The following is a 22,791-nucleotide window of genomic DNA, read 5'->3' as shown; positions in this document are numbered from 1 at the left end:
ATGCTGCCCTTGGGTTGTAAGTCCTGCTACTCATCATCAAGCTAATGCTTGATCTGTCTGGGCGGCTAGTTCGGCTTCACGCTTGGTGATAGCTTCTTCCAGTTCTGGGGAGCGCTTGGCCCATTATTCGGGTGGCAGTGGTTTGGACCATTCGACGATGGCTGGATCAGTGAGATCCGGCGGAGGTGCGAGTTTCCAGACTTGAAGCATCATGGCGAGAGGCGTTCCCAAAAGAAAGATGGATACGAAAAGCCATAGTGCTTGACCAAACTCTTTTGCCATCAGATGGTCACGAATACCGGTGAAGAAACCGTACCAGATACCCCAAAAAATGCCTTTTCTTCCAAGCTTTCCGCGAATCCCCTCCAAGTCATTTCCCTGTGGAGTAGCGTCCGGTCCAACCTCCATAAAACTGCGCATGCACTCCCAAAGGCTCATGGCCGTTTCGCCACCGCCGCAACTGAACCCTACGCTGAAATCGCGCTCCTTTTCGGGAGCATTGGTATCCGGATTTCGAAAACCCACAACTAATAATCCTTGGGTAGTTTTCCCGTGCTGGCCGACTGAGTCCATTGCAACTGCTTGGGCAGTGACCTGTTCCCAAGGCACGATCCAGTAACTGCCATCGTCAAACGGCACACAAACTTCGCGGCGTTGGCGGTTGAAGCGAATGGGGGCTGGTACTCGGCTCATCAAGCCTTTAAGGACTAGAAGAATGGGTATGCCCACCATGAAAAATGACAGACCCAATGCTTCCCAGAAAATTCCGGAATTACGTTCATGATGGACAAGCCAAATACACAACAGCAGCACCGGCCAGATGACCATTACAGCAGAGCCAATGCTGTAAGAGCCAATATCTAGGAACACCTCATTTTTTCGCCAAATAGTGTTGAGTACATCCTTGGGTGGTTGCCCCGTAGGGACAGCCGGTGGTGCCAGATAATCCTCTCGTGACAACAGTCCTTTGCGGCTGCCGGGTGTGGCTGAAGTCATGCCTTATCCTTGGGGTTGAGGTAGTTGGAGTTCTGTTGTGGGCCAAGGCGGTGAACGCTGGCTCGATCTAGCTCAGGCGTTGGCTCGCCTGATCGAAGTGTGATGACTTCACCGTCCGGACTCAGAAATCCGCCATTGGGTGACAAGGTATATGCCAAACCTTTCGAGCCGCCGATGGTAGCACCGTCCCCGGCCAGCAGTGCCACGGGACTGAGGTAGCATACGCGCAAGGACAAACGAGTAAGTGGTTGCGAGAAGCTGCCGGTGAGGCGCAAGCCCTGGCCGGCATCGGCCGGAATCCAAGTGCACTGGCTGGCATTCAGCCAAGTAGCACCTAGGTCGGTGGGCGTACCTCTAGTACCGGTACCGAACCCCGCCGAGACTGGAGTAGGGTTGCCGCTCATGGATATATCGATTTGTGCCGCTCCTGGTGCGGCCCCCGGCAAGTCAATGCTTAACTGGGTGATGCCGTCCTGGGTGATTGTGTCACCCAGAACTCCGCTGATCCGCACTTCTCGAGTCTCCATCGAGACTCTCGGCTGATACAACAACATCATCAGTTCGTTGATCTCGTCCAGTTGTGCCTGAGGCTCGATAGCCTTATTGGCATTTGCACGGCGATGGGACCAGCAGGAATTCGCCAAGTAATTCTGCAACGGGCTGGCTTGGCGGAGCCAAGCGATCAAGTAAAGACCACCGAGTGCCAACAGCAAGAAATTCATTGGCCCCATCCCAAGGCGAAAGCGCTTTATGGCCACTGGAGTTGAAATTTGATTTGATAGCCGCATACCTGTTAGTCCAAGCCCCAGTAGCGCTTGCGCTCCATATACGGCAACCTGCCCAGTAACGGCCAATTGTTTAATCTTGATCCATGGATCAATACTGCCTTGAGCGCTATCTATTTGAGTTTTTAACGAATTGAATTCTTGAAGAGCTGCTGCAGCAGAAAGTCCGCCAACAATCCCACCGAACAGCGTCAACGTTGGAGCGGTTGCAGAAAGGCCAAGAGGCAGTCGCCCTGTTAATTCATTAACTCCTTTCCCCAAAAGCAGCCAATTCTGAATCACCGCCCCCAACGCCGCCCCTGCGTATAAATACGCAGAAAGAGAATCCGCTTGACGCTGCTCATCGCTGCCTTCCAATGCAGCTGCCTGCCCGGCATATGTACCGGCGTTGAGAATATTCACCACCAGCGCTGCCAATGGCAGCAGGCCGCCCGAGGCTTTCACTGCGGGAGCATTGACGATACCGCTAACGCGGCCAAGGCCGATGGCCTGCGCAGTGCTGCGCGTCCACTGGCCAAGGGCGTCAGCTTTCTGGCCGACCAGACGCCAGACTTTTATGCCGTTCTCCATGCCCTGCAGCAGGCGAGCGCTTTCGCCCAGACGAAGGGCAAGAAACATACCCATGCCTATGGCCATGCCGTTGCGGGCCTGTATCAATGATGCGCCGAGGCGAGTAAGGGCTGCGACCCAGGCACCTTCAAGGTTGCTTGCCAGTCGCTCGATGTTGCGTAGCGTGTCGGCGTCGATAATCTTGGCGATGGCGGCACGCGAATCAGCGAGGTTTTCCATACCCAGAGCGGTGAACAGTTCATTGAGTCGCGACGTGTTGTTGACTGCCGCTTCGAGGCTCGGGCTCCAAGCCTGGAACACCAATCGCAGCAACCCCGGATTGTCGCTTTGCACGTAGTCAGTAAACTGCTTGGCCCCTTCGCTGCGGCTGCATTGGGCACTGAGGCAGGCGACCGTCAAATTTTCCAGCCACTTGAGGTGATCTTCGTTGCTTTGGTCGACAAACCAGGTGCCGCTCTCACTACGTGGGAGATACGCTTTACGATCGGTATACAGCAGATGATGACGCGTCTCGACCTGTTTGAAATGCTGCGGTGCCTCTTCGTCCAGCCAACGATCCATGCTTGCCAGATCAATATATTCCCCAACTTTGCTGGCGCCGCGACCATCTCCCAGATTGCTGGCTTTTTCCCGGCGATACTCGCGTACTACTTGTTGCGCCTCTTTGTGCAGCTCGCTTGGGATAAAGCTGCGCACTTTATTCAGAATGCCTTCTTCTCGGCTGCTCACATCCGCCATCAACGAATCCGCTTTGGATAATCCGTACTGACGGCCGCGCTGAAGGTTGATGCGTTGTTTTTCCGCTTGTAGATCGTTGAGCTGCTTCTGGCTATCAAGCAGGGTGTCGCCTTGTTCGGGCGTCAGCTTCAGGTTGTGCTCGCGATACTGATAGTTGAGCAGGTTGGCCACCTCCGCGCCGTCTTCGGTGACCATGCTGCGGATAAAACTGCCGATGGTCTGACGCAAGCTGTTGTCGGCGACCCAGGCTTCGTGCTCAGCCTCGACCTTATTCTGTTCGTGGTCGATATCTCGCAACACGCCGAGATCATCATCCAGCGCAGCAAACACCCCATATAACGGGGCCGACTGGCTTTTGGCTGCATCCAGCCAAGCTTGGGTCGGGGCCAGTTCCCAAGGGGTGGCACTCCAGATGCCAGGTTCGGCCACCGGCTCGCCCGGGGGTTGTGCGCTGGCTGCTTGTTCACGTTCGCGCAGGAATTGCGAGCTCGCAGAATAGGCTTTGATGTTGTCCTGCGTGGGAGCCTTTTGCATCTCCTTGCCCTGTTGGTTCACGCCTTCACGGTAGGCCGCACCGTTCTGCTGATAATCATGCGCAAGGGCTTGATCACGTACCTTGGGCATCAGCTCGGCGACAAGTGTCGGGGCTTTTTCGAGTGGTGGGCAGTGTTTGGCCGTCAGGTTTGTGGCGACTTTGGTGAGTGCTACCTGACGCATGCGTTTGCGTCGCTCGCCGTTCTTTTTCAGGCTCTCGCAGGCGTCTTTGCTCAACGGTCTTTCGCTGTAGAGCATCCAGGCGTCGGTGCTTTTTTCAGGGCGATACCGGCTTTTTCGCCTGTGGCGATTTCGGCGTGTGGTTGCGTCAGCGACTGCTCGACCAGCAGGCCATCTGCGCCTACGCCGTAACGTTTCAATGGGCCTTCGGCATGCCACAGGTAGACATAACCGGCGCGCAGGCGACGCAGTGCCATCGGGTGGCTTTTGGTCGGGCTGGGCGGTTTGAAGTCGGCGTGTTCGGCGGCCTGCTCGGCCTTCGCGTAGCGCGCGGGAACAACGAATATTTCCGGGTGTTTGGCCGGGCAGGTGGTACCTGGGCTCGACAGTTCCTCGTCGCCGAACTGACATTGTGCGGCCTGATCGGCGGCGGCCAGATTGCGGTTTTTATCGATCGGTTGGGTGGTCATGCAAAGGACTCCTTGTCAGTCAGCAGCCAATGGCGATGCAGTTCTACCAACAAGGCATCCAGGCGTTGTGTGGCGTTTAGCGTGGGTTGTTGCAGAATCTCGCGGTAGGCCTGATGTTCCGGCGCTCGCGGAAACTCGGTGCCATGTTCGGCAACCAGTGCCGACCAGCGCGCCACTTCCTTGGGCGCCGAGTAGCCGTGGCTGGCGGCGCCTTCGCGGCAGAGCACTGCCCATTGCTGCTGCTCCGTGGACGAGCGCTGGGCCAGGCAATCAGGGAAGTAGGTGTTGACGTGCTCCAGTAGCTGTTGATCAAACAGCTCCAGCTTGCCTTGGTTGAGCTGTTGCAACTGCTGCTCATCAAGGTACAACCACGGCCGCTCGGCATATTGCTGGGCACTTTGGCGATCTTGCTCACGAACGATCCACTGCTCTTGCTCACCCTCTCGGGCCGGCAGACGCACGCGGCGGATCGGTCCCATCAAGTGATCTTTTTCAGCTGGACTCAGGGGCGGCAACCAATGGCGCATGACTCGCGGGTCGTAGTATCGAAACAGCATTGACGCATCATCGGTCACCCGTACGTGGATCAGGCTGCGCAGATGTTCAGTCAGTTGCTGAATGGGCGCATCGCTTTCGATGATGAGGCCGGCATCGTTTTGCCAGTCGTCAATGAAGGCTTTTTCGAGTGCGGTGTTGGCGCGCAAGACGACCAACGCAGGGCCGACATCAAACACCTCTTGCAAGGGGGTTGAGTGGTAAAGCCATTCGACAATCGGATTTTCATCCAGGCTGTATACGCGGGCCGGAAGGTTTTCGATCTTTGCTCCATCCAGAAGCAGATAACGTGTGGTACCGGGGATCATTTCATCGCCTTCAGTTTTTCGCATATCTCGCAGACTGGCTGAGCCGTTGTGGCTGCTCGTTGCAGGGTTTGACGCAAGGCCGGCACCAGCAAGGTCCCGGCCTTATCCGCATCCGCCTGCTTCAACGGTCCCGGCAACAACGGCGCTGCCCCAGTGCCACTGCCCGGTCCACCGCCCGAGTTGATGTTGATCACCGGCCCGCTCATGGTCACGCCGCCGGCATCGATCTTGATGAAGCTGCCTCCGCCAATCAGCGTCAGCTCTGCGCCAGCCTCCATCACCACTTTCATGCCGCTGCTCAGGTGGATTTCCTGCCCCGCATCCATGAACTGCCCAGTACCAATCTTGACGTGCTGATTCACCCCAACCGTCAGGTGATCACTGGCCTGCGCCTCAACCTTGCGGTCTTCATAAACCGTGTGATGTTCTTCGGCCTTGAATTCCGTGTAGCTGTTCTTCTCGACCGTATCGTGCCGCTCATTGCCGACCCGAATCTTCTGGTCGTGCTCGATGTTTTCATCCCAATCGCGCTGGGCATGCAGATAAATCTGCTCCTGACCTTTCTTGTCCTCAATACGCAGTTCGTTGTAACCGCCACCACCCATCGAGCTCAGGGTCTTGAACGTGCTGCGCGTCTTGTTCGCCGGCAGCGCATACGGGACGGTGTTTTCCTTGTGGTACAGGCAGCCGCTGATCAGCGGTTGATCGGGGTCGCCTTCGAGGAAGGTCACCAGCACTTCCATGCCGATGCGCGGGATGGCGATGCCGCCGTACTGGGCGCCGGCCCAGGCTGAAGACACGCGTAGCCAGCAGCTGGTTTTGTCGTCGGCCTGGCCTTCGCGGTCCCAGTGAAACTGGACTTTGACGCGACCGTATTGGTCGCAGTGGATCTCTTCACCTTTGGGGCCGGTCACCACGGCGCTTTGGCTGCCGAGGATGCGCGCTTTCGGGTGGCGCAGGGGCGGGCGGTTGGGGACGTCCCACGGCGTGGCCTGGAAGCGGTTGCGGTAGCCCTGGTGGAAATCGTCTTTGAGTGCGGTAGTGTCGCTGGTCACCGACTCTTCCAGCACTTGCGGCTGTTTGCCTTCGTGCAGCACTTCGGTGAGCAGCCAGAGGTCGTTCCATTTCGCTTTCGGGTGTTGCGGTCAGCGCGAGGAAGTGGCCGCTGACCAGCAACGGCTGATCGCTTTTGCCTTCAGCGAGCTGGAAGTCACTGCGGTGGCGTTCGAGGGCGCGTTTGGCCAGGTGTTTGCCGCGCTCGCGGTCGACGAAGCGGCCCGGGTAATCGTAGTCCTCGAGGTCGGGCAGGGCGTCGCCACGGTTTTCGCTTTCAAGGGTGATCCGCGGTTTTTCGAAGTCGTAGTCGCGGCGGGTGGTGCGGCTGGTGCGAGTTTCCAGGCGCAGGTCGAAGCGCTTGATCACCGGGTCACTGGCAACCATGCCGGAGTCTTGCTGATAGGCCACGGGTTGGAGTTTCGGGAACACCGTCTGGTCATCGCCGAAGATCAGTTTGTGCGCGGTGGCGCTGTGCTGGAAGTGGTAATGGATACCTTCTTCCTCGCACAGGCGCTGGATGAAATGCAGGTCCGACTCGTCGTACTGCACGCAGTAGATGCGCTCGGGGTAGACCGAGCCGGTCTGGAAGGCGTAGGCATTGCTCTGGATGCCGTGCTCTTCGAGGACCATGCCGATGATTTTCGGCACGCTGAGGTTCTGGAATATGCGCTGGTTGATGCGGTGCGCGAGGTACGCCAGTTGCGGGCGCAGGGTCACCGAATAGCGGGTCAGGCGTTTGCCCGAATCGCCTTGCGCAGCGCGGTAGATCTGGCCGTGGATGCCGCTGCCGTCGGGCGACAGTTGCAGGAAGGCCGGTTTGTGCAGGAGGGTTTCGAGGTCCAGCGACGGCTGCTCACTGACCAGTTCCACCTCGAAGACGAAGGGCTGGTTGATGGCCTCGCGGCCTTGCAGGGTAAACACCTGAAAGTCGGCGGGGAGACCTTCGATGGTCAGGGCAAAGTGGGTTTCATTGGCCGGCGCGAACATCCGTTGTTCCTCGTGCTGTACAGCGGCGCTCGTCGACGGCCGCAAAAGCGGGTCAACGTACGCGAAATTCTGGAGGGGCGTAAACAACATCGACCAGCAGCGCTGGCCGATGCGTGAAGCGGTCAGCCGCGATTAAGCGACTGGAGCACGCCAGTCATCGGAACCCGAAGTACCGGATACTTCGTGGGTCCAGGTGATTTTGCGGTAGGTGAACTGCACTTCTTCCAGGTGGGTGAAGTGCGAGTTCGACGGGTCCTGGCAGTTGTGCATTTTGTTGTTGATGGCGACGATGATCGCGTCTTCCAGTTTGGTGGTGTAGTAGTGCTCTTGGGTGCCTTGAGCCGAAGTGCGGTACCACTGGATAACGATTTCGCTCATGCGCTCGCCCGAAGTCAGAGCAGCTTGCAGCAGAGGCGATGCCTTGTCGTAGACCTTGGTGATCACAACTGGCTTGTGAACGCGCTGACCGGTTGGCTGACCGGATTGTGGGTCACGCGGGATGATCACGTCATGGCTGAAAGCCTGAACCATGACCTGGTCTTCGTGGCCTTCCTGGTAGGTGTTGCCAACGGAGTCGGCGGTGAAGGCGCCTGCAGTGATCAGGCCTTGTTTTTCGCCGGTAACCGACATGTACGCTGGTGTTGCCATGGGGTGCTCTCCTTGCGGATAAATTTAAGGTGCCCGGGAGGCGAAATCGCCCGGTGGGTGCCTGACTGTTATCAAGGAGCGTGCCAGCTTTTGTGAAGTGCCCGGCAGCCGGGGGTTAAACCGCTCTGGCCTGTGGGTTTGAGGATTTTTGCCAGGCGAATCAGGGCAAAAGTGCGCAAGAAGTTGCGCAGTACTGCGCAACTTCTTGCGCACTCGTCTACAGGCCACGTAGATCATGGCTTGCAGGGCATTTTAGTAGTGAAATATTACGACCAACTGCGCAACTTCTTGCGCAGTACGGCTATATGCCATCAGTGAGCGCGATGACGTTTTCTTTAGTGGGCGGACTGGTTGGGAAAAACGGCGCTGAGTAAACACAAAAAACCTGTGGCGAGGGAGCTTGCTCCCGCTGGAGTGCGTAGCGCTCCCTAAGATCTTCGTTACTGCACTATTTTTTGGGGTTGCTGCGCAGCCCAGCGGGAGCAAGCTCCCTCGCCACAAAGGTCAGGTTAGTTCTCAGATTGTTTTCAGACCTAACGCTTCCGCGCACTCTTCGAGTGAGCGCTGCTGCGTTTCGGCATACAGGTCCAGCTCATCAATTGTGGCGCGGCCCAGCGCCTGTTCGAACGCCTGGCGGTTGGAGTGTTCGCCATAGTGCGTCGGCGCAGCATCCCCAAGGTTTGACTGAAAAATCCCCGCTGCGCTGACCGGCAGGAAATCTTCGTACACCAGCGGTTCAGCTTTCACGTAACCGTCGCGCAACAAATCCTCTAGTGATACCTCGCCCAGGCTACCTGCTGCCAAGCCTTTTTCCGTGGCGAAATAGCGAAAGTACGCCAGCCCTTGTTCACGCATGCCGTCGAGGCTGTCAGGAAATTCGCCAAAGTGCTGACTCATCAGCGCGTTGTAGCGTGAGGCGTTGGCCTCGTTGGGAAATTCTCCCAGCGCATCGCGTGCCGCATTCAATAAAAGGTCGTACAGCGCACGGCCCTTGGGTGTCAGCGCCGCGCCGCGTTGTTCGATTTCGCCGAAACGCGCGCTGTGGCTGCCACGGGTTTCATCTTGATCGGTGAAGGCGATCGGTTCGTCCAGCGCTTTGAAGCTGGTCTGGCGCAGCAGGATCGGCTGCTGCCGGCGCGGTGGGCCTTCGATGACCGCTTTCGGGGTGATGCCGTGGGCGGGCATCTGTTCCTGGACGATGTCGATGTCCAGCGTGCGCGGCGTCAGGTGATTGATGTGCGGGCCTTTGAACGCGACGACGTCGGCGATCAAGCGGTGTTGGGCGCTCAGTGTCTGGTACTGCGCGGCGGTGACGGTGGCGCTGTGGTGCCAGCGAAAAGTCTCCAGTGCCTGCAGGACGAATTCCTGCGCCTCGGTTTCGTAAAGGCCGCCAGCTGTTTCCGCTTGGGCGATCAGGCGCAACGCCTTCGGGGTGAAGATTGAGCGTTTGGCCAACACGGCTCCGGCAAATGCGCGTAACTCGGGATCCTCAATCAATTCCAGGCGTAACAACGAGGTAAACACCCGGAAAGGGCTGACCTGCAGCGCATCCTCATGCACTGCGCGAAACGCGGTGGAATGCACCGGCACACCTGCCGGCGTCAGGTCGTAATAACCCACCGGCTGCATGCCCATCACCGCGAACAAGCGGGCGAGGGTGGCCAGTTCGGTTGCGGTGCCGACACGGATCGCACCGTGGCGCTCCATGTCCAGCCGTTCGATTTCTCCAGTGCTGTCGAGCTGTCGGGCGATGTCCGGCTCACGCGAAAGCACGTCGCGGTTGGTTTGCTCCACCAGTTCCATCAGCGCGCCGTACAGCGGCACTTCTTCGCGGTACATGTCGGACATCGCTTTGGAGAAGCGTTGGCGGATCAGGTCTGGGCTGATGAAAGGCTGCACGCTCATGAAAAAAATTCCTGCCACGGTCACGTATGGGATGCAGGAAAAGATCGCAGCCTTCGCCGACGTCGGCAAACGAAGAATCCTACGGACTTCATTCTGCCAACGACTGATCCACCAGTTCGATCCAGTGCACAACCGGCGTGCGCCCAGCGCTGGCCAGATGGCTTTGGCAACCGATGTTGGAAGTGACGATCAGTTGCGGGCGGCCGCTTTCCAGCGCGTTGAGGCGGTTGTCGCGCAGTTGCCTGGCCAGCACCGGTTGCGTCAGTGAATAAGTGCCCGCCGAGCCGCAGCACAAATGGCCGTCGGGCACCGCGGTGAGGTTGAGACCGATTCGGCTCAGCACGGCTTCCACCGCGCCGCCGAGTTTCAATGCGTGCTGCAAGGTACACGGGCAATGCACGGCGATACGTTGTTCGCTGGCTGCGCACACTTGCTCAAGTGGCTCCTGGGCGAGGATCTGTACCAGATCCAGAGTCATTTCGCTGACTCGCCGAGCCTTCATCGCGTATGCCGGATCGCTTGAAAGCAAATGTCCGTAATCCTTGATGAACGCGCCGCAGCCACTGGCCGTCTGCACAATCGCTTCGGCACCGTTTTGCAAATGCGGCCACCACGCGTCGATGTTCTGCCGAGCGCGGTCGAGGCCTTTGACCTGGGCGTCGAGATGATAGTCGAGCGCGCCGCAGCAACCGGCCTCGGCCACGGGCGTGACGCTGATCCCGAGCCGATCCAGCACCCGCGCCGTTGCGTCATTGGTGTTCGGTGACAAACCGGGTTGCACGCAACCTTCAAGCAGTAATACCCGGCGGGCATGCCGAGGGGCGGGACGAGAGCCGTTAACCGGCAAACGCTGCGGCAGTTTGCTTTCAAGCAAACGCGGCAGTAGCGGGCGAAACGTCGTACCGACGCGCAGCAATCCTTTGAACAAGCCTGGATTCGGCGCCAATGCGCGCAAGCCTTCACGCAGTAGGCGCTGCGCGGCCGGGCGCGTCACCGCTTGATCGACCACCGCACGGCCGATGTCGAGCAAGTTGTGGTAATCAACGCCGGACGGGCAGGTGGTTTCGCAGTTGCGGCACGACAGGCAGCGATCCAGATGCAGTTGCGTTTGCACAGTGGCCGGCGCGCCTTCGAGCACTTGTTTGATCAGGTAGATGCGCCCGCGCGGGCCGTCGAGTTCGTCGCCGAGCAATTGATAGGTCGGGCACGTCGCGTTGCAAAAACCGCAATGCACGCAGGTGCGCAGGATCTTTTCCGCTTCGGCGGCGCGGGGCAGCAGCCGGGATTGCTCACTGAGGGTGGTTTGCATGGTCAGAACTCCGCGTACATCCGGCCGGGGTTGAACAGCCCTTGCGGGTCGAGTTGCGCCTTGAGTTGCCGGTGATAGCGCAGCAGCGTCGGTGCCAGCGGATGGAACGGTGTGTCACTGGTGCCGTGAGTGAAGCAAGTCGCATGGCCGCCGAATGACTGCGTGAGGGCATGAATGTCGTCGCGGGAGGACTTCAGCCAGCGTTGTGCGCCGGCCCAGTCGATCAATTGTGCGCCGGGCAATTCCAGTGGCCCGAGATTGTTTGGCAGTGACAGCCGCCACAGTGGCAGGCCCTCGTCGAAAAACGGTAATCGCTGTTCGTTCAGATCACGCCAGAAAACCGAGTCCAACGGCTCACCGCCGAGCCGTTGATGTGCCGCTGTCACCGAGCCTTCGCCGCCCTCAAGTCGCAGATACAGGCTGCCGCCATCGTGACACGCCGCGCTGATCGGTAACGGTTGCTGGCCCCACTCGGCAAGTTTGGTCAGCGCCCGCGCGCAATCGATTTCCAGGCGAATGCTCAGACACTGGCGGGGTTTGGGCAGAACTTTCAGGGAGACTTCTGTGAGCACGCCGAGGCAGCCATAACTGCCCGCCATCAGCCTCGACAGGTCATACCCGGCGACGTTTTTCATCACTTCGCCGCCGAAACGCAAATGCTGGCCGAGACCTGTGATCACCCGTGTGCCAAGGACGAAATCGCGTACCGAGCCCGACCATGGTCGTCGCGGCCCAGACAACCCCGCGGCGATCATGCCGCCGACCGTGGCGCCATCGGCAAACGAGGGCGGCTCGCACGGCAACATCTGCCCGGCGACGTCCAGCGCCGCGAGCAATTCGGCCAACGGCGTGCCCGCACGCACGCTGACCACCAGTTCGGTCGGGTCGTAGCGAACGATGCCACGATGGGCGCGAGTGTCGAGCACTTCACCGGCCACCTCGCGACCGAGAAACGCCTTGCTGTTGCCGCCCTGAATCTTCAATGGCGTGGCGTTGGTCCGCGCTTCATTGACCTGATCGAGCAGGGCGCCGGCAGCGTCGAAGTCGACCATCAGAAGCGCTCCAGCTCAGGGAAGGGCAGTTGCCCGGCGTGAATGTGCATCGCACCGAATTCCGCGCAGCGGTGCAGGGTCGGAATGTTCTTGCCGGGGTTGAGCAGGCCCTGTGGATCGAAGGCGGCTTTCACCGCATGGAACAGGCTCAGTTCAGCACTGTTGAACTGCGCGCACATCTGATTGATTTTCTCCCGGCCCACGCCATGTTCGCCGGTGATGCTGCCGCCGACCTGCACGCACAATTCGAGAATCTTGCCGCCCAGCGCTTCGGCGCGATGCAGTTCGCCCGGTTGGTTGGCGTCGAACAGGATCAACGGGTGCATGTTGCCGTCGCCGGCATGGAACACATTGGCCACGCGCAACCCGTATTCTTCGCCCAGACGAGCGATGCCTTGCAGGACGCCGGGCAATTCGCGGCGCGGGATGGTGCCGTCCATGCAGTAGTAGTCGGGCGACAACCGCCCGATGGCCGGGAAGGCATTTTTGCGTCCGGCCCAAAACCGCACGCGCTCGGCCTCGTCACGGGCCTGACGCACCTCGGTGGCGCCGGCCAGGTTCATGACCTCGCGAACCCGCTGGCAATCGTCATGAACGTCGGCTTCGACGCCATCAAGTTCGCACAACAGAATGGCCTCGGCGTCGACCGGGTAACCGGCGTGGATAAAGTCTTCGGCGGCGCGAATCGCCAGGTTGTCCATCATCTCCAGTCCGCCCGGAATGATCCCCGCCGCGATGATCTCGGCGACGGCACGCCCGGCCTTTTCCACGGAGTCGAAACTGGCCAGCAGCACTTTGGCGACCTGTGGTTTTGGCAGCAGTTTGACCGTGACTTCGGTGATGATACCCAGCAAGCCTTCGGAGCCAGTGAACAGCGCAAGCAAGTCGAACCCCGCCGAGTCGAGGGCGTCGGAGCCCAGGGTCAGGCGTTCGCCTTCGATGGTCAGTACTTCGATTTTCAGCAGGTTGTGCACGGTCAGACCGTATTTGAGGCAGTGCACGCCGCCGGCATTTTCCGCTACGTTGCCACCGATCGAGCAGGCGATCTGCGACGACGGATCAGGCGCGTAATACAGCCCGAAGGGCGCAGCAGCCTGGGAAATCGCCAGATTGCGCACGCCGGGTTGAACGCGTGCGGTGCGCGCGGCGGGGTCGATATGGAGGATGTTGTTGAAGCGCGCCATCACCAGCAGCAGGCCTTTTTCCAGCGGCAAGGCGCCGCCGGACAATCCGGTGCCGGCGCCCCGGGCCACCACCGGGACGTTGTTTTGATGACAGAGCTTGAGCAGGGTTTGTACTTGCTCCAGACGTCGGGGCAGGACGACCAGCATTGGCGTGGTGCGGTAGGCGGAAAGGCCGTCACATTCGTAGGGTTTGAGTTCTTCCTCGCGCCAGAGGACGTCGAGATCGGGAATGGCCTGCTGCAGGGTTTTGAGAAGTTGCGCCTTGTTCACCTCCGGCAGCGGGCCATCGAGGCGCTCGTCATAAAGAATGTTCATCTCAATCCGAATCTCTCTGGTAATGAGGAGGATTGACTGTGGTGAGGGGATTTATCCCCGATGGGTCGCGCAGCGGCCCCAGTGCAGAGAATGCTGGGGATCAGACAGATTGCATGCACAGGATGGGGGCTGCTTCGCAACCCATCGGGGATAAATCCCCTCACCACAGGGGGCGCGTTTATCTTGAGGATCATTTCTGGTTTCCGAGGAAATCCCGGTACAGCCGTGCGGTATTTCCCGGCTGCTCGACCATCGGCATGTGCCCGACGTGATCCCACACATCCACCTGCAAATTGGCGATGCCTTTGCTCCAGATCGGCACGCTGCTGACGTCGATCAAGCGATCCTTGCGACCCCATAGCAACAGCGCCGGGCATTTGATTTCGGCCAGTTTCGGCTCCATCGGCGGGCTGGCGCGGAAGTCGCGGAAAATCTCTTCCAGCTCATCGCGCCGCTGTTCGTAGCGCTGGGCGATGGCGTCCAGCACCAGGCTCGGCACCCACGGCGGCGACTCCATGGTCATCGCGTAAAACTGGCGGAACTCCTCGCGGGAATTGATCAGGAACGGGTTATGCCCACGGGACAGATGGCGCTCCATGTCGCTGACCTCCGGAGCGGTGACGCCGGCCGGATCGATCAGCGCCACCGAAGCGATGCGATCCGGGTACGTCGCCGCCAGCCACGCGGCGATGTAACCGCCCATGGAGTTGCCGATCACATGCACTTTCTCCACGCCGCAGACGTCGAGCAACTGGATCATGCGCTTGGCCTGCACCGCAATGTCGTAGCCGCCACCGGCCTTGAAGCCGGTTTCACCGTGGCCGGCGAGGTCCGGAATGATCACCCGGTATTGACGAACAAAATGTCGGGCGCAGCGCAGCCACAGGTTCTTGTCGGCGCTGTACCCGTGCAACATCAAAATCGCGCTGGACGCTTCATACGGCCCACCTTGCCAGGTCGAGACGCTCATCTCGGCGATCGGCACTTCGATCTTGTGCAATTTGTACAGCTTGGCCTCGATGGCCATGTTCAGGTCATACAGCCAATGGCCGACCGCCGGATAACTCAACCAGCTCCAGGCTACGAAAACCGCAAGGGCGACAAACAGCAAAAGCATCGACGTCTTCCTTTTACGTGTTCAGGACAGAATGTGGTCGGCCGGTTTCAGCGTCCGGGTCAACCGGTAGTAGCTGAAACTGAAGCCGGGAAACATCGCGATCACATGACCGCTCTTGCTTTGATACCAACTGTTGCAGCCGCCGGACTTCCACACCGTGCGTTCCATCTCTTGGTGGATCATTTCAGTGTAGGTACGTTCCGCTTCCCGGCGCACTTCGATGCTGTGCAGCCCTTTGCTGTTGAGCGTACGAATGCAGTCAATGATGTAGTTCATCTGCGATTCGATGATGAACAGCGCCGAGGTGTGGCCAATTCCGGTGTTGGGCCCGGTGACGATAAACAGGTTGGGGAAGTCCGGCAGGCTTGTGCCTAAATAGGCGCGAGGGTATTCGGCCCAGACATCTCTAAGTTGTACGGCGTTTTTTCCGCTGACCGGGTAGGAAATAACGCCGTCGGTGGCGTCGTAACCCGTCGACCAGACGATCAGATCGACATCGATGTGCTGGCCGTCCTGCGTATTGATCCCGCTTTCATCGATTGAGGCTATGCCTTGTTCGCGAGTGTGCAGCGTGACGTTGGCGCGGGTCAGCGCCGGGTAATAAGTGCTGGAGACCAGCACCCGTTTGCAGCCGATGGTGAAGTCGGGGATGAGTTTTTCTTGCAGCACAGGATCCGGCACCTGGCGTTTGAGAAAGCGCAGCGCTTGTTTTTGCACCAGATGAATCGCCGGTTTCGAATATTTGAAGGCGATCACTCGCGTTTCGAATTGCCAGTAGATCAGCCAGCGCAGCAGTTTGTAGGCCGGTTTCAAACCCAGCAGCCAACGCTGAAACGGCCCGAAAACCCGATCAGCGCGGGGCAACACCCAATGTGGGGTGCGCTGGAACACATGCAACTGTTCAACCTGCGGCGCAATCGCCGGAATCACCTGCGCCGCGCTGGCGCCGCTGCCGACGATGGCCACGCGTTTACCGCGGTAGTCGTAGCTGTGATCCCAGTTGTTTGTATGAAACGTCTTGCCCTGAAAGCGCTCCTGCCCCGCGAAGTGTGGGATCACCGGTTGGCTCAGAGGCCCGCTGGCATTGATCAGGAACTGCGCATAAAAGATGCCTTTGCTGGCGGTGTGCACGGCCCAGCGTTTTTGCGCATCGTCCCACTCGACGCGCTCGACATCGGCCTGCAGTTCCACCCGCTCGCGCAGGCCGAACTGGTCGATGACATGTTCGGTGTAGCGCTGCAGTTCGGCCTGCCCGGCGAACATCTGCGACCAGCGATACGGCGCGAACGACAGCGAATACAGCGGCGATGGCACGTCTACCGCTGCGCCGGGATAGGTGTTCTGGCACCAGGTGCCGCCGAAGAAGTCCCTTCGCTCCAGCAGGCGAAAATCGTCGATCCCGGCCTTGAGCAGGTTGACCGCCGCGCATTGGCCGCCAAAACCGCTGCCGATGATCAACACTTGGTAAGTCTGCATGGGCCTCCTTCTTATAGTTGTTTTTCCATTTTCCTCCTTTCATGTATAGCTAAAAATTTGCACTGTGTGATCCGAAATCCTTGTAGGAGCTGCGACACGCTGCGATCTTTTGATTCTAAAAAGATCAAAAGATCGCAGCGTGCCGCAGCTCTTACAGGAGTTCTATTGAGCCCGCTGGCCGGTGATGGCTATTTAACGTTGCCCTGATAGACTCCCACCACATCCGTCCTACGGTGTGCAGGTTCCGTCAAGTGTTCGAGGCCCTTATGGGAAACACGGGAGGAAAGGGACTTTCATTGGCCAGGAGGCTTTACACATCGCGAACCCTCGGGCTGGTGCTCGGGCTTGTGTGCGTCAGCGTGGCGATGTACCCGCTCGATCCGCCGCTGTGGGTCTGGGCGCTGATGCTGTTCAACGGGCTGCTCTGGCCACATCTGGCGTTTCAATGGGCGCGCCGTTCGCCCACCCCATATCATGCCGAACACCGTAATTTATTGATCGACGCTTTCCTCGGTGGCTTCTGGGTCGCCGCGATGCATTTCAATCCGCTGCCCAGTGCCACGACCGTTTCGATGATGGCGATGAACAACGTCGCCATCGGCGGCTTGCGTTTTCTGCTGGCCGGGGCGGCGGCGCAGATCCTCGGCGTCGGCGTCGGTCTGGTGGTGTTTGCTCCCGCGTTCATCCCGCAAACCTCGCCCATGCAGCTGTATGCCTGCCTGCCGTTGTTGATGCTGTATCCGTTGGCGTTGGGCTGGATCTGCTTTCGTCAGGCCCACACCCTCGGCCGGCACAAACGTGAACTGTTGGCCCTGAGCCGCACCGACAGCCTGACCGGACTGCTCAATCACGGCGCGTGGAAGGATCAACTGGAGATCGCCTTTCAACTTTGCAAGCGGCAGAAGCAGGGCGCGGCAATTGCCTTGATCGACATCGACCATTTCAAGGCGATCAACGACACCTACGGCCATGTCGCCGGAGACATTGTGCTGCGGCAACTGAGCAAGATGCTCAAGCAGAATTTACGCTCCACCGACATTGCCGGGCGTTACGGCGGCGATGAGTTCTGCGTGATTCTCCCTGACTTGCCGCTGTTCAACGCCGCCCAGGCCATGGAGGGCTTGCGTGAACGCTTCGCGACGTTGGGTTACGAGCAGAACCCGGCGCTGAAGGTCAGTTTGAGCATTGGCCTGGCGGCCTATGACACGGCGCATGCCGATGCGACGCGCTGGCTCAACGATGCCGATCAGGCGTTGTACGAGGCCAAGGCGAGCGGGCGTAACCGGGTGATCTGCAACTGCGACAACAAGCCCCGGCAGCCACTGCGCGACTCAGTCTGAGATCACAAAGCCCCCTGTAGGAGCTGCCGCAGGCTGCGATCTTTTGATTTTGGTTGTAAAAACCAGATCAAAAGATCGCAGCCTGCGGCAGCTCCTACAGTTGTTCGGTGTTCGGTGTTCGGTGTTCGGTGTTCGGTGTTCGTTGTGGGTCAGGATGATGTCGTATTGGGAGTAGAGCGTCGCGCCGATGTCGGGTACGGTGAAATCCCCCCCGACGCGAAACAAGGATCGATTCATGACGTTTGCCTTTCCCCGCTCCCTGTTGGCCGCCAGCCTTGGCCTGTCCCTCGCCATGGCTGCTTGCAACGCCTTCGCTGAACCGCACAAACAAGTATTGGCTGATGCCGAGCAGTATCAGCAAGAGGCCCTGAAGTTGCTGGAGCGCTTGGTCAACATTGACTCCGGTTCTGGTTATGAACCGGGCCTCAAACAAGTCAGCGACATCGCCATTGATGAATTGAAGAAGCTTGGCGCGACCATCGAACTGGTGCCCAACACCCCGGAAAAATCCAACCATGTGCTGGCCACGTTCAAAGGCACCGGTAAGGCGAAAATCCTGCTGATGGCGCACATGGACACGGTGTTCAAGGAAGGCTCTGCCGCCGAGCGACCGTTCCACATCAAGGATGGTCGGGCATACGGGCCAGGGGTGATGGACGACAAGGGCGGCATCGTCGCCGGAATTTATGCGCTGAAAGTCCTGAAGAATCTCGACTTCAAGGACTACGCGCAAATCACTTTTCTACTGGATGCCAGCGAAGAAACCGGCTCCGACGTCGCTACCGACCTGATCAAGAAAACCGCCAAACTCCACGATGTGACGCTCAATCTGGAGCCGGGCCGTCCGGCTGACGGTTTGGTGGTGTGGCGCAAGGGCAGCGCGACGGCGCTGGTCGAAGTCAAAGGCAAGGCTGCTCATGCCGGGGTTGCGCCGGAACTGGGGCGTAACGCGGCGATGGAGGCGGCGCATCAAATTCTGCAACTGGGCAAACTCGGTGATGAAGCGAAGAAAACCACCATCAACTTCACCGTGCTCAAGGCCGGCGACCGCACCAACGTGATTCCCGATCAGGCCACAGCCAAGGCTGACGTGCGTGCGGCGGTGCCGGAAGAGTTTGACCGGATCGAGAAGGATCTGGCGCGGGTGTCGCAGGACAAATTGATACCCGACACGGTCGTCACCACCACCTTGCAACGCGGTTTGCCGCCGATGCCGCAGACGGCTGAGTCGGATCGTTTGATGGCCATGGCGCAGGGTATCTATGGTGAGATTGGCCGCAAACTGACCGAGGAGGGCAGCGGTGGCGCGGCAGATGCCAGTCTGTCTGCTGGCGTAGGCACGCCGACGCTGGACGGGTTCGGGATTGTCGGCGGCAACATTCACACGCCTGAGGAGTACGCCGAAGTGGCAAGCGTGACGCCGCGGATTTATCTGTTGTCGAGGATGATCATGGAGTTGGCCAAGCCACGCTGAGAGAGTGATCGTTCCCACGCTCTGCGTGGGAATGCCTCAACGGACGCTCCGCGTTCGGCTTTGTGTGGGACGCAGAGCGTCCCGGGCTGCATTCCCACGCGGAGCGTGGGAACGATCACCATAGTGCGCACCTACGACGCCGAATCCCCGGTGCTCTTCATCAAAACCCACACAGAACTCAGCGACATGGCCGCCTGTGCGATGCACCGGTTCGTTGTCGTGCGCGATCTGGCCGACACCTTGGCCAGTCTCAACCTCAAAGACATTTCCGATTGTGATCTGACGCGGGTGACCAGCGCGGTGCATCTGCTGATGCGCGAGGGTTGCGCGATTCTGAATGTGATTCAGGCGCGGGCGATGCAGCGGGAAGAGGCGTACAGAACTCCGATGTAGCGGCGTAGCGGCTGTTGCTATCGCGAGCAGGCTCACTCCTACAAATGATCGGCGTTGAACACAAATACTGTGTGCACTGAAGACCTACTGTAGGAGTGAGCCTGCTCGCGATGGTGTCAGCCCGGCCAACTTATTACTCCTTGACGCTCATGTATTCCTTGGCCCAGAGAATATATTCCTCAGGCTGGGTATAGGTGTGTGTCAGTTCGGTCGCGCTCAGGTCGGATGCCTGGGTGAAGATCTGCCGCTGCTCGCGCAGGCTGTCGTATGTCGCTTTGATCGCCGCGAAGTACGCGCCATGGCCGTCGATGGTCACGCGCACACCCAGTTCTGCCAGGCGCTTGTCATCACGCAGTGCCGGGTTGCCATAGGTCACCAGCATCAGCGGCACGGTCAGGTGCTCTGCAATTTGCTCGAGCTGATCAAAATCCTGAATCCCGACCATGCAGATCCCGTCGGCGCCCGCCGCCTGGTACTGCCGGGTGCGGCTGATGATTTCCTGGTTGGGCAGGATGCCGGCGTTGGTACGGGCGATGATCGCCATTTCCGTATCGACGCGGGCTTCCAGTGCTGCGCGGATCTTGCCGACGCCTTCGGCAACCGTGATCAGGTCGGTGGATTTACGGCCGAATTGCGCGGGGAGCAGGGTGTCTTCGATGGTCAGCGCGGCGACGCCGGCGCGTTCCAGTTCGACGATGGTGCGCATCACGTTAAGGGCATTGCCGTAGCCGTGGTCGGCGTCGGCGATCACCGGCAATTGGGCGACGCGACCGATACGGGTGGCTTGTTCGGCGAACTCGCTGAGGGTGATCAGGGCAAAGTCCGGTGCACCGAGCACCTGCAACGAGGCCACGGAACCACCGAGAATCCCCACTTCAAAACCCAGGTCAGCGGCAATCCGGGCGGACATCGGGTCGAACACGGATGCTGTGTGGTAGCAGGTGTCGGAGGCCAGCAGCTGACGGAAGTTACGGCGCAAATCTTGATGAGAAAGCCTGGTCATACGAGTTCCACCAATACCAAGGAATGGAACGGCTTGAGCAAATGTGTCAACGCCGAAGTTTTAAAAGGCTATCACGTGAATGGGTCAATGATCATGACGAATTTGCAAGGCAGCGATTTGCCGATGAATCTTCTGCTGAAAGGATTCACCTTGGAAGGGGAAAATTTACCTGTGGCAAGGGAGGCAGGCTTGATCCCCGAGAATCAGGCAGCGACGGCCTGCTGTTGTTGATTGGGCAGCATCACCGCGCGCACCGAATTGCCCGGCTGCAATTGCAAGCGTTTGGCTGTGAGCCGGTCGATCACCAGGCTGCTGCCGACTCGGCGGGCGCGGGCGACGGTGATACGGCAGTTCTCCAGGCGACGGTTGTGAATCAGCCAGAGGGGTGCCTGTTCATCCGGCATGCCGAGGCTCAAGGTCAGCTCAAGGCTGTCGCGCACCGTGCGAATACTGCGCACTGGCGCTTCGATCACCGGGCCACCATCGAAAATGTCGATATAGCCTTTGTGGGTGAAACCCTCGGCCTGGAGGATTTTCAATGCAGGTTCAGTGTGGGGATGTGCCTGGCCAATCGCCGCCTGGGCTTGTTCGGTGAGCAGGCAGGTGTACAGCGGCTGGCGCGGCATCAGTTCGGCGATGAACGACTTGTTGCCCAAGCCCGACAAGTGGTCGGCGTGGCTGAAATCCATCTGAAAGAAGTGCCGGCCCAGACTGTCCCAGAATGGCGAACAACCCAGCTCGTCAGCACTGCCGCGCAGCTCGGCGATCATCTTTTCACCAAACAGATGCGGGAACTCGGCGACGAACAGCAAACGCCCCAATGACAATAAGCGACCGTTACTGCCGTGGCGGTGTTCGTGGCCGAGAAACAGCGAGCACAGTTCCGATTGGCCAGTCAGTTCGTTGTTGAGAAACAGCGTCGGGATCTGTCGTTGTATTCCCAGATCCGGGGCCGAACTCACCGTCAGGCCAACCCGGTAGTTGTACCAGGGTTCGCGCATGCCGATGGCTCCGGACAGCGCGCTGACGCCGACCACGCGCAGATCGTCGTCTTCGAGCACGAACAGGTAATCCGCATCGGCGCGCTCCACTTGTTCGGCAAATGCGCGTTGCGCCCAGCGTACCCGGTGGGCCAGTCGATCTTCGTTGGCGGGCAGGGTAGTGAACCCCGGGCCGGCCTGTTGCACCAGGCTCATCAAGGCTGGCAGGTCGCTGACTTTGACCGGGCGGACAATCATGCTGTAACTCCTTCTGCGCGCCTGTTCGGGCACTGTCGTTGGCTGCGGAACCGGGCGCGGTTCACAGGGCAATCAAGCGGATCGGACTGCCGTCGGTCACGTTCAGCGCCGCACACATTGCTGGGGTGAGAGACAGCGGTTGATCGGGCTGGACGTCCAGTTCGGCGACGATGGCCCGGTAGCCATGTAACGCATCGTTGCTCAGCAGATAACGGCCGCGGGCGTCCATTCGCGGTTGTTGCTGCACCTGGGCGGTCTGGCTGCGGGCGATGGAACGAATGTTCGCGGTGCGCGCATAAAGCGTCGGGCCAGCATCGAACAGATCGATGTAGCTGTTGGTTTCAAAACCTTCGCGCTCAAGAATGTCGAACGCTTCCTGACCGTCCGGGTGAATGCGCCCGATACAGTCTTGCGCTGCTTGCGGCAGCATCGGCACGTAAATCGGGTATTGCGGCATCAGTTCGGCGAGGAAGCTGCGGCTCTGTAACCCGCACAGCCTTTCGGCTTCGACGTAGGGCAGGTCGAAGAAATGTTTACCCAGCGCATCCCAGAAGGGCGAATGGCCGTTCTCGTCGCTGTAGCCGACGATTTCGGTAATCACCGCTTCAGCGAAACGCTGCGCATGGGCGGCGATAAACAGCAGGCGCGCGCGTGACAGCAATTCGGAAAAAGGCGTGCGAACCAACGCTGCGTCGATATGGAAGCCGCGAAGCAGCGTGTGATCGTTGAGGTCGTGGCACAACGACAGCGCCGGTACCCCGTGTTCGATGTTCAGCTCTCGCGAGGCACTGGTGAAGTGGCGGTTGCGCAGGCTATAGAACGGTTCGTTGAAGCCGGCGGTGGCGACAATTTCAGAGCACCCCAGCAAACGCTGACTGTCGAGCTCTTCGAGCACGAAGAAGTAATTCTCCGCGCCTTGCGCGGCTGCGTCGCTGTCGAACGAGGCGCAGGATGCGGCGATTTTCTCGCGCAGGCGTTCGCTGTCATCCGGCAGGGAAGTCACGCCCACCAGGCTGTCGCGGGCCAATTGTTGTAACTGAGGCAGGTCGGTTAGCTCGACTGGGCGTAAGACCAGCATGGATGTACTCCTGTATCAAAAGGTCCGACGAATTCGCCGAACCTGACTATCACTGTCGGTTTCCACGCGTTAAATCAGCG

Annotated in this window: 16 protein-coding genes and 2 pseudogenes; 3 read left to right on the top strand and 15 right to left on the bottom strand. The window is 59.4% G+C overall.

The features are described from left to right. Positions 1–126: 126 nt before the first annotated feature. From JFT91_RS22015 to JFT91_RS21960, 12 genes and pseudogenes are all read right to left on the bottom strand, one after another. Positions 127–996, bottom strand: a pseudogene (locus JFT91_RS22015) (DUF6708 domain-containing protein); the annotation flags it as partial. Beyond that, a complete protein-coding gene (locus JFT91_RS22010; RefSeq protein WP_201233849.1) occupies positions 993–3,881 on the bottom strand; it encodes a hypothetical protein in 2,889 nt (962 codons plus the stop codon). The pseudogene JFT91_RS22015 and the gene JFT91_RS22010, both read right to left, overlap by 4 nt. Further along, on the bottom strand, positions 3,857–4,273 hold the full coding sequence (locus tag JFT91_RS22005) for a toxin VasX (RefSeq protein WP_201233848.1): 417 nt from the start codon (positions 4,271–4,273) through the stop codon (positions 3,857–3,859). Before JFT91_RS22005 ends, JFT91_RS22010 begins: the two co-directional genes overlap by 25 nt. Next, positions 4,270–5,136 (bottom strand): DUF4123 domain-containing protein, encoded by an 867-nt coding sequence (locus tag JFT91_RS22000; RefSeq protein ID WP_201233847.1) that lies wholly within the window; start codon positions 5,134–5,136, stop codon positions 4,270–4,272. Before JFT91_RS22000 ends, JFT91_RS22005 begins: the two co-directional genes overlap by 4 nt. Continuing rightward, positions 5,133–7,179, bottom strand: a pseudogene (locus tag JFT91_RS21995) (type VI secretion system Vgr family protein). The gene JFT91_RS22000 and the pseudogene JFT91_RS21995 overlap by 4 nt, the downstream one beginning before the upstream one ends. A gap of 132 nt (positions 7,180–7,311) precedes the next feature. Continuing rightward, positions 7,312–7,827 carry an Hcp family type VI secretion system effector gene (locus JFT91_RS21990; protein ID WP_201227037.1) on the bottom strand — a complete coding sequence of 172 codons (516 nt, stop codon included), beginning with the start codon at positions 7,825–7,827 and terminating at the stop codon, positions 7,312–7,314. Positions 7,828–8,343: 516 nt separating this feature from the next. Further along, positions 8,344–9,732: a 2-oxoadipate dioxygenase/decarboxylase HglS gene (gene hglS, locus JFT91_RS21985; RefSeq protein ID WP_201233846.1), complete on the bottom strand. Its 1,389-nt coding sequence runs from the start codon at positions 9,730–9,732 to the stop codon at positions 8,344–8,346. 88 nt (positions 9,733–9,820) lie between these two features. Beyond that, on the bottom strand, positions 9,821–11,041 hold the full coding sequence (gene glcF, locus JFT91_RS21980; RefSeq protein ID WP_201233845.1) for a glycolate oxidase subunit GlcF: 1,221 nt from the start codon (positions 11,039–11,041) through the stop codon (positions 9,821–9,823). Between the two features lie 2 nt (positions 11,042–11,043). Beyond that, complete coding sequence (gene glcE, locus JFT91_RS21975) at positions 11,044–12,093, bottom strand: glycolate oxidase subunit GlcE (RefSeq protein ID WP_201233844.1); 1,050 nt, start codon at positions 12,091–12,093, stop codon at positions 11,044–11,046. Then, the gene (glcD, locus tag JFT91_RS21970) at positions 12,093–13,592 is read right to left on the bottom strand and encodes a glycolate oxidase subunit GlcD (protein ID WP_201227032.1); all 1,500 of its coding nucleotides are present in this window, start codon (positions 13,590–13,592) and stop codon (positions 12,093–12,095) included. The genes glcE and glcD overlap by 1 nt, the downstream gene beginning before the upstream one ends. Before the next feature lie 190 nt (positions 13,593–13,782). Continuing rightward, complete coding sequence (locus tag JFT91_RS21965) at positions 13,783–14,709, bottom strand: alpha/beta fold hydrolase (RefSeq protein WP_201233843.1); 927 nt, start codon at positions 14,707–14,709, stop codon at positions 13,783–13,785. A 21-nt stretch (positions 14,710–14,730) separates the two neighbouring features. Next, the gene (locus JFT91_RS21960; RefSeq protein WP_201233842.1) at positions 14,731–16,185 is read right to left on the bottom strand and encodes a flavin-containing monooxygenase; all 1,455 of its coding nucleotides are present in this window, start codon (positions 16,183–16,185) and stop codon (positions 14,731–14,733) included. Between the two features lie 266 nt (positions 16,186–16,451). On the opposite strand from JFT91_RS21960, the gene JFT91_RS21955 reads away from it, so the two are divergent. The 3 genes from JFT91_RS21955 (at position 16,452) to JFT91_RS21945 (ending at position 19,392) form a co-directional block, all read left to right on the top strand. Further along, on the top strand, positions 16,452–17,525 hold the full coding sequence (locus JFT91_RS21955; RefSeq protein ID WP_201202484.1) for a diguanylate cyclase: 1,074 nt from the start codon (positions 16,452–16,454) through the stop codon (positions 17,523–17,525). Between the two features lie 235 nt (positions 17,526–17,760). Next, positions 17,761–18,999 (top strand): M20/M25/M40 family metallo-hydrolase, encoded by a 1,239-nt coding sequence (locus JFT91_RS21950; RefSeq protein WP_201233841.1) that lies wholly within the window; start codon positions 17,761–17,763, stop codon positions 18,997–18,999. Positions 19,000–19,122: 123 nt separating this feature from the next. Beyond that, positions 19,123–19,392 (top strand): hypothetical protein, encoded by a 270-nt coding sequence (locus tag JFT91_RS21945; protein WP_347340326.1) that lies wholly within the window; start codon positions 19,123–19,125, stop codon positions 19,390–19,392. 133 nt (positions 19,393–19,525) lie between these two features. Here JFT91_RS21945 and JFT91_RS21940 read toward each other — a convergent pair whose 3' ends face one another. From JFT91_RS21940 to astA, 3 genes are all read right to left on the bottom strand, one after another. Then, the gene (locus JFT91_RS21940) at positions 19,526–20,395 is read right to left on the bottom strand and encodes an oxaloacetate decarboxylase (RefSeq protein ID WP_007919546.1); all 870 of its coding nucleotides are present in this window, start codon (positions 20,393–20,395) and stop codon (positions 19,526–19,528) included. Between the two features lie 203 nt (positions 20,396–20,598). Next, positions 20,599–21,633 (bottom strand): arginine N-succinyltransferase subunit beta, encoded by a 1,035-nt coding sequence (gene aruG, locus JFT91_RS21935; protein WP_201227027.1) that lies wholly within the window; start codon positions 21,631–21,633, stop codon positions 20,599–20,601. Between the two features lie 61 nt (positions 21,634–21,694). Further along, the gene (gene astA, locus JFT91_RS21930) at positions 21,695–22,711 is read right to left on the bottom strand and encodes an arginine N-succinyltransferase (protein WP_201233840.1); all 1,017 of its coding nucleotides are present in this window, start codon (positions 22,709–22,711) and stop codon (positions 21,695–21,697) included. Positions 22,712–22,791: the final 80 nt, after the last annotated feature.

This window comes from Pseudomonas sp. TH08 (assembly GCF_016651275.1).
GTDB lineage: Bacteria > Pseudomonadota > Gammaproteobacteria > Pseudomonadales > Pseudomonadaceae > Aquipseudomonas.
This window is presented reverse-complemented; position numbering and strand designations above follow the sequence as displayed.

What these genes read in the sequence shown, in the direction of transcription:
- aruG (WP_201227027.1), bottom strand. Translation starts at nt 21,633, where the DNA reads ATGATTGTCCGCCCGGTCAAAGTCAGCGACCTGCCAGCCTTGATGAGC.
- JFT91_RS21940 (WP_007919546.1), bottom strand. Translation starts at nt 20,395, where the DNA reads ATGACCAGGCTTTCTCATCAAGATTTGCGCCGTAACTTCCGTCAGCTG.
- JFT91_RS21965 (WP_201233843.1), bottom strand. Translation starts at nt 14,709, where the DNA reads ATGCTTTTGCTGTTTGTCGCCCTTGCGGTTTTCGTAGCCTGGAGCTGG.
- glcE (WP_201233844.1), bottom strand. Translation starts at nt 12,093, where the DNA reads ATGGTCGACTTCGACGCTGCCGGCGCCCTGCTCGATCAGGTCAATGAA.
- glcD (WP_201227032.1), bottom strand. Translation starts at nt 13,592, where the DNA reads ATGAACATTCTTTATGACGAGCGCCTCGATGGCCCGCTGCCGGAGGTG.
- JFT91_RS21955 (WP_201202484.1), top strand. Translation starts at nt 16,452, where the DNA reads ATGGGAAACACGGGAGGAAAGGGACTTTCATTGGCCAGGAGGCTTTAC.
- JFT91_RS22005 (WP_201233848.1), bottom strand. Translation starts at nt 4,273, where the DNA reads ATGACCACCCAACCGATCGATAAAAACCGCAATCTGGCCGCCGCCGAT.
- glcF (WP_201233845.1), bottom strand. Translation starts at nt 11,041, where the DNA reads ATGCAAACCACCCTCAGTGAGCAATCCCGGCTGCTGCCCCGCGCCGCC.
- JFT91_RS22000 (WP_201233847.1), bottom strand. Translation starts at nt 5,136, where the DNA reads ATGATCCCCGGTACCACACGTTATCTGCTTCTGGATGGAGCAAAGATC.
- JFT91_RS21950 (WP_201233841.1), top strand. Translation starts at nt 17,761, where the DNA reads ATGACGTTTGCCTTTCCCCGCTCCCTGTTGGCCGCCAGCCTTGGCCTG.
- hglS (WP_201233846.1), bottom strand. Translation starts at nt 9,732, where the DNA reads ATGAGCGTGCAGCCTTTCATCAGCCCAGACCTGATCCGCCAACGCTTC.
- JFT91_RS21960 (WP_201233842.1), bottom strand. Translation starts at nt 16,185, where the DNA reads ATGCAGACTTACCAAGTGTTGATCATCGGCAGCGGTTTTGGCGGCCAA.
- JFT91_RS22010 (WP_201233849.1), bottom strand. Translation starts at nt 3,881, where the DNA reads ATGCTCTACAGCGAAAGACCGTTGAGCAAAGACGCCTGCGAGAGCCTG.
- astA (WP_201233840.1), bottom strand. Translation starts at nt 22,711, where the DNA reads ATGCTGGTCTTACGCCCAGTCGAGCTAACCGACCTGCCTCAGTTACAA.
- JFT91_RS21990 (WP_201227037.1), bottom strand. Translation starts at nt 7,827, where the DNA reads ATGGCAACACCAGCGTACATGTCGGTTACCGGCGAAAAACAAGGCCTG.